The following is a 15540-nucleotide window of genomic DNA, read 5'->3' as shown; positions in this document are numbered from 1 at the left end:
TCCGCCGGCAGAACCGCAAGCCAGGCGTAAGCTCCCGAGGTATTACGCTTACGCCTGTCACGCCCCTTAAGGCGAGGCTTTATAAGATGCTTATCGGCGTGCGGCAGGCTTTCTTGAGCATATATCCGGGTGGTCTTTTTTTGCTCGCTCAGCCGGTAAACAGAGTGCGAGCAGCGTCAGTAGCCCGAAAATACCGAGCGCAGGCACGGCGCTTAAGGTATCCAGCAGCCAGACAAAGAGTGCGCCGACCCGCGTCGAAGACATCGGAATATCCCGGATAACCTCGGGTAGCTGTAATCCCCACGAGAAACGCGTCAGCCCACAGGCGGCGGCAATAAGCGAGAACCCGCTCAGGGCGAGGAATTGATGTTCGGACAGCAAGGCAACCTCAGCGAAGTAAATGACCCCCACTGAGTGTAGCCGCCCTCAGCGCAACAGACGGGCGAGTTGCTGGCCGCAGGTTTGCGGGTTGCTCGCGAGCGCCGCGCGCTGCGTGCTATTGAGCCCCTGCCAGGTGCTGATGATTTCACGACCCAGCGCGGCGGAATAGTGCTGGCGTTGCAGCGCGTAGTCGTTGTTGCTGCCTTCAATCACATTTTCCATGCTCGCTGCCCAGTTATCGGGCTTGTCTGTCTGGATCGTGCAGAACACGGAGGCGTAGTACGCCTTGTCCTCATGGCTGAAGTGTGGCGTCAGCCACCAGTACGCCAGCGCCGCACAGGCGACAACAGGAAGAATAAAACGCCAGGAGAGTAATTTCATAAGTTGATTCTGATACGTCAGTGAAAGCGCGGCATGCCCGCGGCAAACGGAGAGTATAACCGTTTTGCTTAAACTTAAGCTCTACGGCCCACCGAAACGCCCGGTTAGCGACCTGCTACACTGGAAATACTGACAACCGGAGGGTGCATGAAATTAGGTTTCGCGTGTAAATTTTTAGATTCAGGGCTCAAACAGGAGTTTCCGTTTAAATCGACGACCCGCACCCGTTTTTTAAGTCTCGGCCATGAGGCGCGTCTGACGTTGTTATCGCAGCTCGCACAGACCAATCTAAACAATTTGTATCTGACGCTGGAACAACTCGCGCAGTTGCCGGCGGCGTTAAGGATGATGCGTATTGGCAGCGATTTATTGCCGCTTTATACCGTGCCGGAGGCTAGCCCGGTCTATCAGGAATTTCTATCCGACCTGGCACCCTTATTTACCCGCTGCGGCGAGTTTGCCCGCACACACGATATTCGTCTCTCTTTTCATCCCGGCCAGTATTCGGTACTGGCGTCAGATAACCCTGATGTGGTCGAAAGAGCCATTGAGGATGTGGAATATCACACCCTGTGCGCCGTGATGATGGGGTATGGCCAGCGGTTTCAGGATTTCAAAATCAATATCCATATGAACGGCAAGCGCGGTTTCGAAGGCTTTCGCGAGGCGTTTGGCCGGTTAAGCCTGCGGGCGCAGCGGATGCTGACGGTGGAAAATGACGAAATTTCCTGTTCGCTGGACGATGTATTACAGGCGCAGGCGCTCTGCCCCATTGTGCTGGATATTCACCACCACTGGGTAAAAGAGAACGCGTTTATTACGCCGGACGATCCGCGTATTGAACAGATAAAAGCCTCGTGGCGCGGCGTGCGCCCGGTCATGCATTATTCCATCTCTCAGGAAGGACTTATTCCGGAACAGGGTTTTCCGGAACAGTCACAGCTCGGCATTCCGAAAACTAAACTGCGCGCGCATTCCGATTATTATTTCAACAGTACGCTGAACGACTGGGCGCTCTCTTTCACCGATTTCGACATCATGTGCGAAGTGAAAATGAAAAATATCGCCCGCGATCGGTTGTATGATTATGCGTTATTAAAAGGGGTGGTGAAGGCAGCGTGATTTTTTTCAGGGATGTGCACCTGATATTGACATTTGTAGCGCGGGTAAGCGAAGCGCACCCGCGGAGGGAAATACTCGAATTTCACGAGGCTTAATCACCCTTTCAAATTATCATGAAAAATCTATATCAAGGACGTCGTAGTCTGAAGGGTTAACCTCGCCCTTAGACTTTTTGAAAGGGTTTCCACAATTCACCACCACGATTTTTTTAATGTTTCGGTTAGCTAACAGCGCAGCGGGATTAGTTATTTTCTTGCTATTGATAATTTCCACTTCTTTGATTTTTGGAATTTTATCAAAAGCACTACAATCAATTTCGCATTTTGCGCCATTGATGAAAATAGCTTCCAGATAGCTCAGGCCTTCAAGAGAATGAAGATCTATGGATTTATCAACGCCGATCAAACTTAGTCCGGAGGCCTTCCTTACCGCCTCTGAATTTATTTCATCTTTGGTTATATTATCGATACTGATTAACTCCAAAATCTTATGATTATCAATCAGCGTGGCAAGCTTCCCATTTTTTGAAGAATCATAGGACAGAAATGTTAAATTCAACATCCGGAAGTCACTAACGTAAGTAAAATCAGCGCAACTTACTGACCCGAAATCATTCTGTAATATTAACGCCTCTAATGCAGTCGATTCGGCAAGCGCTCTCCATGCAATGGGCGCGGAATAAACACTTGTTTCAGAATGAACTAACATTAAACTTTTAAGTCCGACGGGAAGATCACCCGGCTCCAGGTTCACCATTAATTCAAGCGGCATTTGCAGAAACGTCAGATTAGATAAGCCTTGCAACCACTGCGGTGGCCGGCCCTTCAGCGATTTCACATTTTTGTCGGTAAGCACCAGACGAAGCGAGACGACACTATCATCAAATTCAGGATCTTTAGACCAGGGAATAATTTTTGCGCCATCCGCAGCAAATGGCTGGCAGGCGGACTTACTCCCCATGCAATAATAACCCTTGTTATTATCTGGTAAATAATCATGCGTGATAGCGCTAAGTTTACTCTGTTGCATTTTACTCCCTCGTCCTAACTCTTTTTACAAGTGGTACGTCTGCCTGAAGCGCGAACTTTATTTTTCGAAATTAATGACAGCGCATAATTTCTTTTTCCTTCAGCCTGAATCCTCGCATGAGGATCGTTAAGCATATTGTTTATACCTACCCGCTTGACTTCTTTATCAAACTCACGCTGTTCAAAATATCGTAAAATATTATTTCTTTCACTTTCAGTGAGAGAATCATTGAGATGAACACGGACATACTGGATCTTAACATCAGGTTGAGAAAGTAACCTTTGCGCGTGAGCGTGTTCAGGGCTTGATACACGTGAAAGCATGCCTTGCTGCTTAATGCCTGCCGAACCTACATAAGATTTTCCGCCTGCATGAATGATATAAATACCGGGTTCGTCGGGTAAAGAAACCGGGCCGCGAATCAAACCCAACGGATCAATCCACATCAACGCATCTGGTGCGTAGCGATAAGGATTCCCCCCGCCCAGCATCCCTATCGGGTCCTGGCTGATATAGGCCGCGATGGCCGGATCATAGTAGCGATAGCGGTTGTAATGTAAACCCGTTTCGGGGTCGAAATACTGGCCCTGGAAGCGCAGCGGGTTTTCGATGCGGCAGGCGTAAACCGGGCCTTTTTCACCCCATACCCCGGTGCGTTCTGACCAGACTATCTCCCCTTCAACCGACGTCAGGCGCACCGGCGCGCCGTTCGGATCGCAGTGATAGTGCCAGCTTTCGCGCACACCCGCCTCCTGCGTCAGGAGGGCCAGCGGGCGGAACGTGCCGGGGTAGTAGATGTATTCACGCATCCGATGAAAAAGCGTTGCCTGCGCCTGCTCGCGTTTGATGCGCCCGCCGGTGTCGAAAAGGCTTAAGGGGGCGAGCGGCGCGTCGGCCGCGCGCGTGACCGTTTCGCCAGCCAGCGCGTCGCCCTGCCAGTAAAACCAGCGCGTCTCTTCCGGCGTCGCTTTGAACACCCGCCGCCCGAGCGCGTCATAGCCGTAGCGCACCTGATGCTCACCCTTGCGCACCGCGATAAGCTGGCGGTTCTCATCCCACAGGAAATCTTCTTTCGCCTCGCCGGTTTGCAGGTTACGGCGCTGGCGCAGTTCGCCTGCGCGGTCAAAGACGTAACGCACGCCCTCGTGAACGCCTTCACGAAACCAGCCGCCCGGTGAGTCATCCACCGCCTGAATGCGTGTGTGCAGATGATTGCCTGCGGCATCCTGCACAAAGTGGCGTAGCCGGTTGTCGGGTTCAGTATGTGCGATAAGACGGCCGACCGGATCGTAGTGATAACGGTCATCGCCCCACTGGCTGTCCTGGCGCAGCGTCATATTACCGGTGCGATCGTAGGCAAAGCCGCTTGCGAACAGCGGCTGATCGCTCCGGGTCACTTCCTGCGCCGTCAGCCTGCCCTGCGCGTCATATTGCATTGCGCGCCGGATGGACGGGGAAAGCTGCTCGCTCGCGAGCCTGCCCGTTTCGTCATAACGCAGCGCAACGGGCGCGTCGTCGTTTAGCTGCACGCCGATCAACTGGTCGTTTTCGTTCCAGTCATAACCCACACGATGCCCGGCGTCGCTCTCGCGATACGCCGGCAGGCCGCGCGCGGTGTAGCCATAGCGGAGCTGAAAGCCGTCCTGATCTTCGCACAACACGCGACCTGCGCGGTCATAGCGCCAGGCGAGCCGCCGCCACGGGTTTTCGCACAGCGTCAGGCGGCCGGCGTCGTCACAATGGTAGCGGGCGGTCAAGGTGTCGCCTGTACGCTGTTCACGCACGCGGCCCGTGGCGTCGTAACCGTAGCGCACGTCGCGCCCCAGCGGATCGCGGCGGCCTATGAGCCGGTCGCCTTTATCCCACTGGTAGCGCGTCACCTGTCCCCAGTAGTCGGTTTCCGTCTCCACGCGGCCCAGCGCATCGCGCGACAGCGTCCAGCGTTCGCCGTTCTGGTTGATAACGACGAGCAGGCGGTCTTCAGGATCGTATTCATAGGCCGTCTGCGCGCCGTCCGGCGTGTGGCAGGCCGTGACCATCCCCGTGGCGTTATAGTCAAATCGCGTTTCCCGGCCCGCTTCATCGGTGTAGCGCACCGGCTCATCGTCACGGTTGTACTCGACGCGGATCTCCTGCCCGCCAGGCGTCTGCATCGCGACAAGTCGGTCTTTCCTGTCCCAGAAATACCGGGTCACGCCGCTGCTGGCGTCGCGTTTGTCGAGAAGATTGCCGCGCGGTGAATGGCGCAGCCGGGTTACTCCCGCACCGGCTTCCTGAATGACCGCAAGAAACCCGTAATGGTCATAGTCATAGCGCGTAAGCCCGCGCCCTGGCACGTCAGCTTCGCGCAGCTGCCCGAGCGCATCGTAAACGTAATGCGCAGAAACGCCCGTCGGGTCGCGCCCTTCGGTGAGGTTGCCCGCCGCGTCATACGAAGAGACCCACTGCGCCCCGCTTTCATCCGTGACGCACAGGGGCTGGCCATCGTCGTTAAAGGTGGCGCGCACCACGCCGCCGCCGGGCAAATGCTCCGCCGTCATGCGGCCCTGCTCGTCATATTCCCAGCGGTGCTGGCTGCCGTCCGGCTCTGTCACCTCCACCGTGCGGCCAACATCGTCATACCGGAACACGGTGTTGCCGCCGAGAGGGTCTGTCTCCGACACCGGCAGGCCGTTCTCATCAAAGGTAATGCGCGACACATTGCCGAGCGAATCGGTGACCGCCACTTCATTTAATAGCGTGTGATACTCGAAATGATAATCCCAGACGCCGCCGTCGCCCCATGCATGCACCACGCGCCAGGCGTCGTCATAGGCGTAATGAAACCCCTGACCGTTGCGGTCAATGTGACTCACCATTCGCCGTTGCCGGTAATGAAAACGCCGGGGATGAGACAGCGCGTCGATCTCCGCGCAGAGCTGGCCCGCGTCGTCATACTCATAGCGGGTGAGCGGCGTGACCTCGCCGTCCTGCGCGATGCGCAGCTGCATCGCCTGAAGCCTGCCGTGCTGACAGGTTACGAGGATCTCGCGGCCCGTGACGCCTTCAGCGCTGTATTCGCACAGGCGCGTGAGCTGCCCGCCGTCGCGCTCAAACTGCCAGCGGTTGTGGTTGTGATCGGCGATGGCTGTCACGTTGAGCAGCCCGTCGCGCCCGGCGAAACGCCAGATAAGCGCGCCCTCCTGTTCGACGTGCCAGCAGCGTTCGCCGCCCTGCTCCGCATACCAAAGACGGCTGCCGTCCGGCAGGCCAAAAACGGCGTTTTCACGCCCTGGCATCTCAGGCAGACCGGCGAACAGCGTGACGCCCTCCGGCTGGGTCAGCAGCGCCACGCCTTCCTCGCGCAGTACCTCAAGCGTGGTATCGGCGGGCGTCAGCCAGCCGAAGCCACACAGTCCTTGCTGGTCAATATCCGCCGAGGAGTAAAAGCGCCCCCAGTCGAGCGGCAGCCGCCCTGGCAGCAGGAAATCGCGATGCTCCAGATGCACGCTGCCGTCGCGGATATCCACCGGCTCGGCGCGCAGTACCCGGCATTTGAGGAAACCCGGTTCCATATTGCGGAACAGCTTCTGGCGAAACTTCGCGAAGCGGCGCATAAAAAGCCGCCACTGGGGCGTGGCCTTCAGCTTTTTAAGCCCTTTGCCAAGGCCGCTTAAACCCGCGCGCATCAGTAGCGCCATCAGGTTGACGGTCGGCGGCCCGCCGACGATGACGTTATTCGGCAGCGCCAGGTTGAACGTGAGCGGCAGCGTCAGCGACGGCAGCTTCGGTTTGGCGGCGCGCTTTGGCCGGAACGGCGGCATCATGCCGACAATATTGCAGCTCAGAACCGGCATTCCGATGCGTGAGAACGGCTCGCCGTCCACCGCCACGGTTTTGCTGCCCATAAAAAGCTCGTCATCGAGCTGCGGGCCGCCCGGCATACGCAGCGGCGGCACCCACGCCCCGCCGGTCGGAATATGAATCACGATGCCGCCCGTTCCGGCGCTGGCGCGGCGGATGCCGTTCACATGCACCGTCGTGCCGATAAACGGCAGATAGTCGAACACGTCGAACACCAGGCCGATATGCGGCGTCGGCAGCGGCCACGGATACAGATGAATATCCAGGCCGAGCTGCGGGTCGAAGTGGGCGCCGGAGTGCATCGGATGCTCGTCAGAACAGGGCGCGAAGCAGCGCGCGCAGGAAGGTGCGGATCTCTGTCGCAAGGTCGCTGTCAGAGAGGCTTATAAACAGTATCGCGAGTAGCGTCACGACGACGATGATGCCCGCTTTCATAGCGAAATGACTGTTGTTTTTTGAACGATCGTGGCGTTGTCTCATGCGTTGGCGCTTCCTGCAGGTTCAGATAACGGGGCCGCGGGCGCGCTGGCGCTCCAGGCGGGAAGGAATTGCCATTCGCCCGGCGGGGCGTCGAACGGGTGCGCGACATCCGGCAGGCCGTTCCAGTGAGGGTGAAGCATGTCGCGGGCGAGGCGAACCGTCTGGCGCACGCTGTCGTCGCCCTGTTCTATCAGCGCTTCGCGCTGCTGGCGCAGTGTCAGAAACGCGGCTTCGAGGCGCAATTGCAGGCGGCGGTCCGCCGCTTTTACCACCTCCGCGCCAGGTGCGGCGTGAAGCGCTACGGCCGCTTCCGCCTCAAGAATCAGCCGCTGACACGCCGCATGGTAGTGCGTCGCGGCGGTTTCCAGCGCCTCGCTGCGACGTTTATCGTGCATACGCAGCAGATCGCCGAAAACCAGCGGCAGCGTGGTCTGCGCGCGCTCTTCTTGCGCGATGTTTTTTGCGGCGTGCAGAGCCGCGGCGTAATCGTCCATCGCCACGGTGCGATGCCCCGCCTGCCAGAGCGCAAACCCGGCCATCCGGCAGCCTTCCAGCTCAAACAGCGGGTGCGGGATCTCGCGCGCCAGCGTGGCGGCGCGGCGATAGTGCTTCGCCGCCTCGGTGTAGTGTTTACCGGCAAACCACGCGCCCGCCTCGCCAAACGCGCCCTGCACAGCGAGCTGGCCGCGCACCGGGCTATCGGTAACGCGGGTCGCGGCGCTTTGCGCCTGCTGATAATGGGCAACGGCCTGCTGCGTGTTTTTCTCTTTAAGCCAGGCACCCGCCATCAGGTGATGCAGCACGGCCTCCTGATCGGCCCAGCCACGACGCTGCGCGATGGGCATGGCAAGCGAGGCCCGGCTAGCTACCTGCGCGGCGCGGCCCCTTTCGAGCAGCAGCATGGCGTCGGCGAGGTAGCGCCGGAACAGTAACCGATCGCTATCCGGATCGGTCTGCTGGCGGGCAGTCTGCTGCATCACCTGCATGGCGTCCGGTTCATCGGTCAGTAACCGCACCTGCTGCGCGTGCGCGTTAACGAGAGGCTGCCAGAGCGGCTGTTCAGTGGTGTCGGTAAGCAGCAGGCGTACGCGCTGCGCCGGCGCGGCAAGCCACTGCGTCAGCCAGCGGTTGAACGCGGCGATATCGCTCACCGCGGAGGGTTTAAGCATTAAAATGAGATGGCGCAGATCGTCCTGATGGACGCGCGCGAAATCTTCCAGCAGCGCGCAGAGCGCCGCGGCGTGATAACAGGGCAGAAAGCGCTCGCCCTCCCACGGACGCGCGTCGGGCGTCGCCTCCACGCTTTCAAGGAAGTCGCGCGCCAGCGCCTGGCTGTAGCCATAGCCGGTATCAAAAGGGGTGTCGAGCGTCACAAAGAGATCCGGCACGCTTCGCCCTTCCGGGTGCTGTTGCAGGGCGAAAAACGCGTTCAGCAGGCTTTCACCACTCGCCGGCACTCGCCAGACGATCAGTTTAATCGCCGGATCATCCGTTTGATCGAGCCAGCTAAGCTCCAGTTTACTGACGGCATTTTCGGTCGGGTTTTTTGCGCTCATCGTGGCACCTGTCAGGCGTTAAGCTCGATTTTCTTGCCGTTGACCATGACGCCTGCGGCATTAATGGTGATGCTGGCGCCGCCTGCGGTTATCTCTATACTGCCGTTGCTGATAAGAATGCCGCTTTCGCCGACGTTTATCTGGAACGTGGTGGTGGCGCTGTCTGCGACGCTGCCTTCGGTAAAACGCGTATCGCCGCCGGTGATGGTCAGCGTGCGCCCGGCACCGATGGACACCACCTGTTTCTGGCTCACCACGCGGTTTTCGTTGCTGTTGACCGTCACGTCGCGGTTGCCGGTGACGTTCAGCGTCTGGTTGCCCGTGACCGAGACGGTGCGGTTCTGCTGCACCTGCACCTTTTCATTGCCGTTGACGGTGCGCGTGCGATCCTGATTCACCGTCAGCGTCTGATTGCCGTCGACGATGCCGGTCTGGTTGCTTTTCACCGTCGCCGTGTGGTTGCCGGTGATGGTTTCATCGCGGTTCTGTTCGACGCTCAGGGTTTCATTGCCTTTGACGGTTTCGGTACGGTGCTGGTTAACCGTGGTGGTTTCGCTGCCCTGAATGGTTTTAGTGCGGTTCTGGCCCACCGTCACCGTTTCGTTGCCGTCCACGGTACGGGTGCGGTTTTGCTTAATGTGGCTGGTTTCGTCTTTACCAACCGTTTTGGTGCGGTTGCTGCCGATCGAGTGCGTTTCATCCTGCTCCACTTCGGTATCCATATTGCGCTCGGCATGCAGCCAGAACTGCTCCTGGCCCGGTTTATCCTCAAAGCGCAGGGCGTTGGCGTTATCGGGCGATCCGTCTTTGGATCGGCTCATAAAGCCCATCTGCGTGGCGGCGGCGGGCAACTCCCACGGCGGCATCCGCGCCTCGTTATAGACGCGCCCGATAATAATCGGCCGATCCGGTTCGCCGTTGATGAAATCGACCACCACTTCATCGCCCACACGCGGGATCTGGATGCCGCCAAAGCCCTGACCCGCCCAGGCGCTGGAGACGCGCACCCAGCAGGAGCTGTTTTCATCGCCCTGGCTGAACCGATCCCAGTGAAATTTCACCTTCACGCGGCCATAGCGATCGGTCCAGATGGATTCGCCCTTCGGCCCCACCACACGGGCGGTTTGCGGCCCGTAGGTGCGCGGCCACGGCGTAACGAGCGCCGGGCGAAACGGCGTTTGCGCCGGGATCACCGTAAAATCGATCCGCTGGCGGCCTTCGCCCAGCCCGCCGGAGGTATACGGGTTTTCTTCAAATTCATACTCTGCACCGACAACGAGCCAGTCAGCGTTATCCGCCACGTGCGGCGCTTTGATAAGCCGGAAGGTATGCCCGGGCGCGATGCCGCTGGCGGTGCCGGAGCCGCGCGTTTGTTGCTGCTGCGCCTGCCACGCCTGCTGGCGGATGCGGGCGTAGGCTTCGCCGTCGCCATGCTCCACAAAGCGGCCCGGCCAGTCGTACACATCGATTTTGCCGGGGCTTGGCGACACCGGGTTTTGCATTGTCTGCAACATCCAGGCGTGCGGCTTGCGAAAATCGTAGTCGTCGGTGCTGTAGAGGCCGGGCGTCACCACATGGCTTGCGGTGAGCTGGCTCACGCCCTCTTCTTTCACCACGCCGCCGCCGCTGGTGGCGTGCCAGGCGATAACCTCATAACCGGGAAATGGTGTAGCGCGGGTGTAGTCGTCCATCAGCATCAGAGTGTGGCCGTCTTTGTCATGGCGAAACAGATAGCTGATGCCCTCAAGCTCCAGCAGGCGGCTGATGAAATCGAAGCTGCTTTCGGCGTACTGCACGCAGTAATCCCACTGCCGGTAGCTGCGGGTAAGCTGGTCTTCGAATTTAACGTTGTGCTCCGAAAAGAGCGTTTTGACGATATCCGGCACGCGCTGCTGCTGGAAAATACGAAAGTTGCGATCGCGCGTCATCGGCCAGAAATCAGGCTCCAGGGTCAGCTGGTAAACGGCGTAACGCTTGCTGTCGATCTCCTCGCTGCGTACCGCGACGGCGGTGATGTTGCCGGTCAGATAGCGCGGGTTCAGCGTCTGGGTCGGGATCGTGACGGTCATCGGCTGACCGAGCAATTGCTGACGATCCAGCATGAAATCGTCGCTCAGCAGATCGACTTCAAAGCGAAACGGCGGTGAAAGCTTTTCCTCGCCCTTCAGCGCCCAGAATAACAGCGAGCCGGGCGCGCCCGGTGATGTCGCGGTAATACGGTTAACCATGACGACGCCCCTTGACGTTATCCATCAGAATGTCCGCATGACAAAATCCGGTTAATCGCATGGTGATATTCCCGTAATGGCGCGCCGTCACGTCTCCTGTTTTCAAACGAAAAAGGAAAGCATACGCATGAAATAATCGGTATCGGCTGGTTAAGATATCATCATATTATCGGCAAGCGCGCGGACGCCAAGTGGGAATATTCCCATTCGGCGCGGCCTGCGCGCAAAGCGAGAGGCGCGTCACAGGGCGTTGGGAAATAAACGAAAGCAAAAAGAATGAAACCAGTAACGCGGGTAATTAATGCATTTCGCGTCATTTAAAATGGCGCGAATAATATATTTTCTGCCTGCGATGGGCCTTAAATAAAATATCAGCGTCTGAAAACCACACCTGGAAAATAATCTGCGAGCCATTAATGATTCGCCGTCATCGCCTCAAACTGCGTGGGCGGCAGCAGCGCGAACGACTGTTTCATTTCACGGGCTTCCGCCCCCGGCGTGCGGCCAAACAGACGGCGAAACTCCCGGTTAAACTGCGACGGGCTTTCATAGCCGACGCGCAACGCGGCGGTGGCGGCGCTGAGATTGTCGCGGATCATCAATAACCGTGCCTGATGCAGACGCACCGCTTTGATGTACTGCACCGGCGAGTTGCTGGTCACGGCTTTGAAGTGCGCGTGAAAGGCGGGCGCGCTCATGCCGGCTTCGGCGGCGAGCGTCGCGACATCGAGCCGCCCGGCGTAGTCGGCGTGAATGCGTTGCAGCACGCGCGAGATGCGGCTGAATTTGCCGAAGCTTGCCAGCGCCGCGCGGATGGCACCGCCCTGCTCGCCGATCAATACCCGGTAATACAGCTCTTTGACAATCGCCGGGCCGAGAATGTGCGCCTCCTGTGGGTGGCTCAGGGCACGCAGCAGCCGCAGCGTGGTATCGGCAAGCGGCGCGTCGAGCGGCGTCGAGAGAATGCCTTCCGGCGGTGCGGCATCTGCGCCCCGCTCGCCGTCGAGCGCCAGCACCAGTTCGGCAATCACGGTCATTTCCAGCCGCACCGCCACGGCAAGCAGCGGCTCCTGCGGCGTGGCGTCGGTTTCCGTTGAGAACGGCAGCGGCACTGAGAGCACCAGATAATGACTGGCGTTATAGGTGTAGATCTTATCGGCAAGATAACCGCGCTTGCAGCCCTGGCAGACAATCACGATACACGGCTCATACAGCACCGGTGTGCGTGGCAGCGCGCGGTTGGAGCGCATAAAGCGCACCGCCTCAAGCTGTGAGCGGGTGTAGCCCTCCTGCGGGGCCAGCTGTTCCAGCAGTTGAATGGTTTCACGCTGTACTGGCGGCATCGGCATGGTCATTGCGGCGTCTCCGTTATATTTTCCTGCAATGATTGTGGCACGTTGCGCGTAAAGCTTCACCAGGTCTAATAGGATCAGGCAATACAGCAAGAGGAATGGCGCTATTGAGACGAGTGCTGCGGGCGTAGGCTTTCTGCATACGGCACCGGCAGCCCGCCGGGCCTTCTTGTGAAGGAGTAAGCACCATGACGATGACCGAAGAACGCAAAGTTATCCTGCTCACCGGTGCCAGCAGCGGTATCGGCGAAGCGACGGCGCGCCTGCTGGCCGCCCAGGGCTACCGTTTACTGGTTGGCGCGCGCCGCACCGACCGTCTCGCGGCGCTGTGCGAGGAACTGCGCTTTAACGGCGCGCAGATAGATTACGCGGCGCTGGACGTAACAAAACTCGACAGCATGGAAGCCTTTGTGCAGACGGCGCTGGATAAATATGGCCAGATTGACGCCTTTATTAATAACGCGGGCGTGATGCCGCTCTCACCGCTGGCCTCGCTGAAAGTGGACGAGTGGAATCAGATGCTGGATGTGAACGTGCGTGGCGTGCTGCACGGCATCGCCGCCGTGTTGCCGGTGATGCAGGCGCGCAATCGCGGGCAGATCATTAATATCGCGTCCATTGGCGCGTATCGAGTTTCCCCAACCGCCGCCGTTTACTGCGCCACCAAATATGCGGTGCGCGCGATAACCGACGGGCTGCGCCAGGAAAATGAAACGATACGCGTGACGTTAATCAGCCCCGGCGTCGTGGAATCGGAACTGGCGACGCATATCACGGATGAAACCGCCCGCGTGGCGATGGACGACTTCCGCCGTATCGCGCTGCCTGCCGACGCTATTGCCCGCGCTATCGCCTACGCCGTTGAACAGCCGGATAACGTGGACGTAAGCGAAATCGTAGTGCGTCCGACGGCCAGCCCGCATTAATCATCTCTGCCGGGGTTCGCCCCGGCTTTGCGCTTTTTTACAGGCCATTTACCCCGCTCGACACGCGCGCTGCTCCCGTTGGCTATAGTCAAACACGTTTGCTGTTGAACCGTTAAGGAGAACCGCCTGTGTCATTACGCCTTTCCTGTGCGGCGCTGCTCTGCGCCCTCGCCGCATCTGCGCTTGCCGAAACGCCCGCTTACGGCCCCGAACTTGAAGGCTTCGATTACGGCTGGCCGGTGGCGCGCTTTAATTTTGAATCCCAGCGCCAGCCGATGCAGATGGCGTATATCGATGTGCAACCCGATAAACCCAACGGCCGCACCGTGGTGCTGTTGCACGGCAAAAATTTCTGCGCCGGCACCTGGGATACGACGCTTCGCACGCTGCGCGACGCCGGGTATCGCGTCATCGCGCCGGATCAGATTGGCTTTTGCAAATCCACTAAACCCGAGCGCTACCAGTACAGCTTTCAGCAGCTGGCGCAGAATACCCACGCGCTGCTGGAAAAACTCGGCGTTAAAAAGGCGACCGTTATTGGCCACTCCACGGGCGGGATGCTGGCGACGCGCTACGCGCTGATGTACCCGGATGAAACAGAACAACTGGTGATGATTAACCCGATTGGCCTGGAGGACTGGAAAGCGAAAGGCGTGCCGGCGCAGTCGGTGGATGCGTGGTATCAGCGCGAGCTAAAAACCAGCGCGCAGAGCATCCGCAAGTATGAACAGAACACCTATTACGCCGGTCAGTGGAAACCGGAGTATGACCGCTGGGTCACGATGCTTGCCGGGATGTATCAGGGCGCGGGCAAAGAGAAGGTGGCGTGGAACTCCGCGCTGCTCTACGACATGATCTACACCCAGCCGGTGGTGTATGAATTTGGCCAGCTGAAAATGCCGACGCTGCTGCTGATTGGCAATAAAGATACAACCGCGCCCGGCAAAGACGCCGCGCCGCCAGAAGTGCAAAAGACGCTTGGCGACTACCCGGCGCTTGGCAAGGCGGCGGCGAGCGCCATTCCCCACGCGGCGCTCATCGCTTTGACGATCCCGGCCACGCGCCGCCAGTCGGGGCACCGCGCGGCTGGATGCCCTGAAGCCGCTCAAATAACCCTCAGTCCGCCCCGCTGGCGGGCCTTTTTCATCAGATAAACCCGTAAAACCCGCCACTTTTACCCTGCATCCACCAGGCTTTCTATACTGTTGGCCGGGAGGTTTTACATGCTAAGAATATTTCGCTCGCTTTTTACCAGCCCGGAAAAGCTGGTTCATGCCGTTCATCCGGCGCATATCCAGGATGCGATTGACGAAGGAGAACGCATTATTATCGACGAGGATGGCAACGCCTCAGTTAATGTGGAGTGTCTTGCCGTACAGGAAGATTTCGCCCGCCACGTCGAAATGCTGAAGAGGGCTTAAGATGGGAACGGCGATATTTATGGTGCTGATGGTGTGCGGTTACTGGTATACCAGCCGCGATCTCTCCACCCGGTTTAAGTTTATGCGCACCTCGGGGTGGGACGTCTATTTCCTGGTGGCGCTTTACGGCTGTATTTTCGTGTTGCAGGGCATTATCGCCACCGGCCTGCTGTGGCTGGCGCTGCTTGGCGTCTCAAGCGTGCTGAATGCATTCCCGGCGTGGTCCGGCAGCGACGACTATCACTACCAGATGGCGTTTATGAACTGGAGCTTTCTCGGCATCCAGGCGCCGGTGGTGCTGATGCTGGGCTTTGCCATTCTGTTTTGCCTCTACCGCGCGAACTGGTCGCCGACGGCGAAGCTTGATAACACTGGCCGCCGCACGCTCTACCGCACGCTCTCGCGCGCCAACGGCATCGAAGGGCTGCTGTATGAGTGCATGGAAGAGGGCGAGCTTATCTGGATAACCATGAAATCCCAGCGTGTGTATATCGGGATGATCCATAGCGCCACCTTCGACAGTACCCGCAGCGATATCAGCAATCTGGTGCTCATTCCGATGCTGAGCGGCTACCGCGACCACGAAACGCTGGATTTGCGCGTCGAGCATAATTACAGCGCCTGGTATGACAGCCATGGCATCACGCTGCAGGCCGGAGAGAAATCGGCGCTCGCTTATCGCAAAGTCATTCTGCTCAATCAGATTGAGAGCCTGTCGCTGTTCGACCCGGCGCAGTCGCTGGCGCTTGGGATGCGCGACACGTAGCGCAAAATGGTGCCCGGGCGGCTGTGTTACCCTGCCCGCCTGGGTCAATACAGGG

The 15540-nt window shown here is 58.7% G+C and carries 12 protein-coding genes and 1 pseudogene; 5 read left to right on the top strand and 8 right to left on the bottom strand.

The annotated features are described in order from the left end of the window. Positions 1-90 precede the first annotated feature (90 nt). Together G9X48_RS05205 and G9X48_RS05200 are read right to left on the bottom strand one after the other, a co-directional pair. Positions 91-381, bottom strand: a complete 291-nt coding sequence (locus G9X48_RS05205; RefSeq protein WP_097641776.1) for a hypothetical protein — start codon at positions 379-381, stop codon at positions 91-93. Between the two features lie 45 nt (positions 382-426). Further along, positions 427-762 (bottom strand): hypothetical protein, encoded by a 336-nt coding sequence (locus tag G9X48_RS05200; protein WP_032989548.1) that lies wholly within the window; start codon positions 760-762, stop codon positions 427-429. Between the two features lie 147 nt (positions 763-909). On the opposite strand from G9X48_RS05200, the gene G9X48_RS05195 reads away from it, so the two are divergent. Continuing rightward, entirely contained in the window at positions 910-1884 is a 975-nt protein-coding gene (locus G9X48_RS05195) for a UV damage endonuclease UvsE (RefSeq protein WP_097641761.1), read from the top strand. Between the two features lie 111 nt (positions 1885-1995). Here the strand turns inward: G9X48_RS05195 and G9X48_RS05190 are convergent, their stop codons facing one another. The 6 genes from G9X48_RS05190 to G9X48_RS05165 form a co-directional block, all read right to left on the bottom strand. Next, positions 1996-2913: a hypothetical protein gene (locus tag G9X48_RS05190; RefSeq protein ID WP_014728890.1), complete on the bottom strand. Its 918-nt coding sequence runs from the start codon at positions 2911-2913 to the stop codon at positions 1996-1998. 14 nt (positions 2914-2927) lie between these two features. Further along, the gene (locus G9X48_RS05185) at positions 2928-7058 is read right to left on the bottom strand and encodes an RHS repeat-associated core domain-containing protein (RefSeq protein ID WP_097641762.1); all 4131 of its coding nucleotides are present in this window, start codon (positions 7056-7058) and stop codon (positions 2928-2930) included. 10 nt (positions 7059-7068) lie between these two features. Beyond that, the gene (locus G9X48_RS05180) at positions 7069-7236 is read right to left on the bottom strand and encodes a hypothetical protein (RefSeq protein WP_165770556.1); all 168 of its coding nucleotides are present in this window, start codon (positions 7234-7236) and stop codon (positions 7069-7071) included. After that, on the bottom strand, positions 7233-8792 hold the full coding sequence (locus tag G9X48_RS05175; protein WP_097641763.1) for a hypothetical protein: 1560 nt from the start codon (positions 8790-8792) through the stop codon (positions 7233-7235). The genes G9X48_RS05180 and G9X48_RS05175 overlap by 4 nt, the downstream gene beginning before the upstream one ends. An 11-nt stretch (positions 8793-8803) precedes the next feature. After that, the gene (gene tssI, locus G9X48_RS05170; protein WP_166499916.1) at positions 8804-11020 is read right to left on the bottom strand and encodes a type VI secretion system tip protein TssI/VgrG; all 2217 of its coding nucleotides are present in this window, start codon (positions 11018-11020) and stop codon (positions 8804-8806) included. Between the two features lie 413 nt (positions 11021-11433). After that, complete coding sequence (locus tag G9X48_RS05165; RefSeq protein WP_097641777.1) at positions 11434-12369, bottom strand: AraC family transcriptional regulator; 936 nt, start codon at positions 12367-12369, stop codon at positions 11434-11436. Positions 12370-12560: 191 nt separating this feature from the next. Between G9X48_RS05165 and G9X48_RS05160 the strand changes: the two genes are divergently transcribed. The 4 genes and pseudogenes from G9X48_RS05160 (at position 12561) to G9X48_RS05145 (ending at position 15485) form a co-directional block, all read left to right on the top strand. Further along, positions 12561-13298, top strand: a complete 738-nt coding sequence (locus G9X48_RS05160; protein WP_097641765.1) for an SDR family oxidoreductase — start codon at positions 12561-12563, stop codon at positions 13296-13298. A 128-nt stretch (positions 13299-13426) separates the two neighbouring features. Beyond that, positions 13427-14397: pseudogene (locus G9X48_RS05155) on the top strand (alpha/beta hydrolase). 124 nt (positions 14398-14521) lie between these two features. After that, the gene (locus G9X48_RS05150; RefSeq protein WP_004384946.1) at positions 14522-14719 is read left to right on the top strand and encodes a hypothetical protein; all 198 of its coding nucleotides are present in this window, start codon (positions 14522-14524) and stop codon (positions 14717-14719) included. Position 14720: 1 nt separating this feature from the next. Further along, positions 14721-15485 carry a hypothetical protein gene (locus G9X48_RS05145; protein WP_007867746.1) on the top strand — a complete coding sequence of 255 codons (765 nt, stop codon included), beginning with the start codon at positions 14721-14723 and terminating at the stop codon, positions 15483-15485. Positions 15486-15540 lie beyond the last annotated feature (55 nt).

The sequence above is a fragment of the Cronobacter sp. HA18006 genome, from assembly GCF_011605445.1.
Classification (GTDB): domain Bacteria; phylum Pseudomonadota; class Gammaproteobacteria; order Enterobacterales; family Enterobacteriaceae; genus Cronobacter; species Cronobacter sakazakii.
This window is presented reverse-complemented; position numbering and strand designations above follow the sequence as displayed.

Coding starts and splice junctions, on each gene's coding strand:
- G9X48_RS05200 (WP_032989548.1), bottom strand. CDS start 762: ATGAAATTACTCTCCTGGCGTTTTATTCTTCCTGTTGTCGCCTGTGCG.
- G9X48_RS05145 (WP_007867746.1), top strand. CDS start 14,721: ATGGGAACGGCGATATTTATGGTGCTGATGGTGTGCGGTTACTGGTAT.
- G9X48_RS05195 (WP_097641761.1), top strand. CDS start 910: ATGAAATTAGGTTTCGCGTGTAAATTTTTAGATTCAGGGCTCAAACAG.
- tssI (WP_166499916.1), bottom strand. CDS start 11,020: ATGGTTAACCGTATTACCGCGACATCACCGGGCGCGCCCGGCTCGCTG.
- G9X48_RS05165 (WP_097641777.1), bottom strand. CDS start 12,369: ATGCCGATGCCGCCAGTACAGCGTGAAACCATTCAACTGCTGGAACAG.
- G9X48_RS05180 (WP_165770556.1), bottom strand. CDS start 7,236: ATGAGACAACGCCACGATCGTTCAAAAAACAACAGTCATTTCGCTATG.
- G9X48_RS05175 (WP_097641763.1), bottom strand. CDS start 8,792: ATGAGCGCAAAAAACCCGACCGAAAATGCCGTCAGTAAACTGGAGCTT.
- G9X48_RS05185 (WP_097641762.1), bottom strand. CDS start 7,058: ATGCACTCCGGCGCCCACTTCGACCCGCAGCTCGGCCTGGATATTCAT.
- G9X48_RS05150 (WP_004384946.1), top strand. CDS start 14,522: ATGCTAAGAATATTTCGCTCGCTTTTTACCAGCCCGGAAAAGCTGGTT.
- G9X48_RS05160 (WP_097641765.1), top strand. CDS start 12,561: ATGACGATGACCGAAGAACGCAAAGTTATCCTGCTCACCGGTGCCAGC.
- G9X48_RS05190 (WP_014728890.1), bottom strand. CDS start 2,913: ATGCAACAGAGTAAACTTAGCGCTATCACGCATGATTATTTACCAGAT.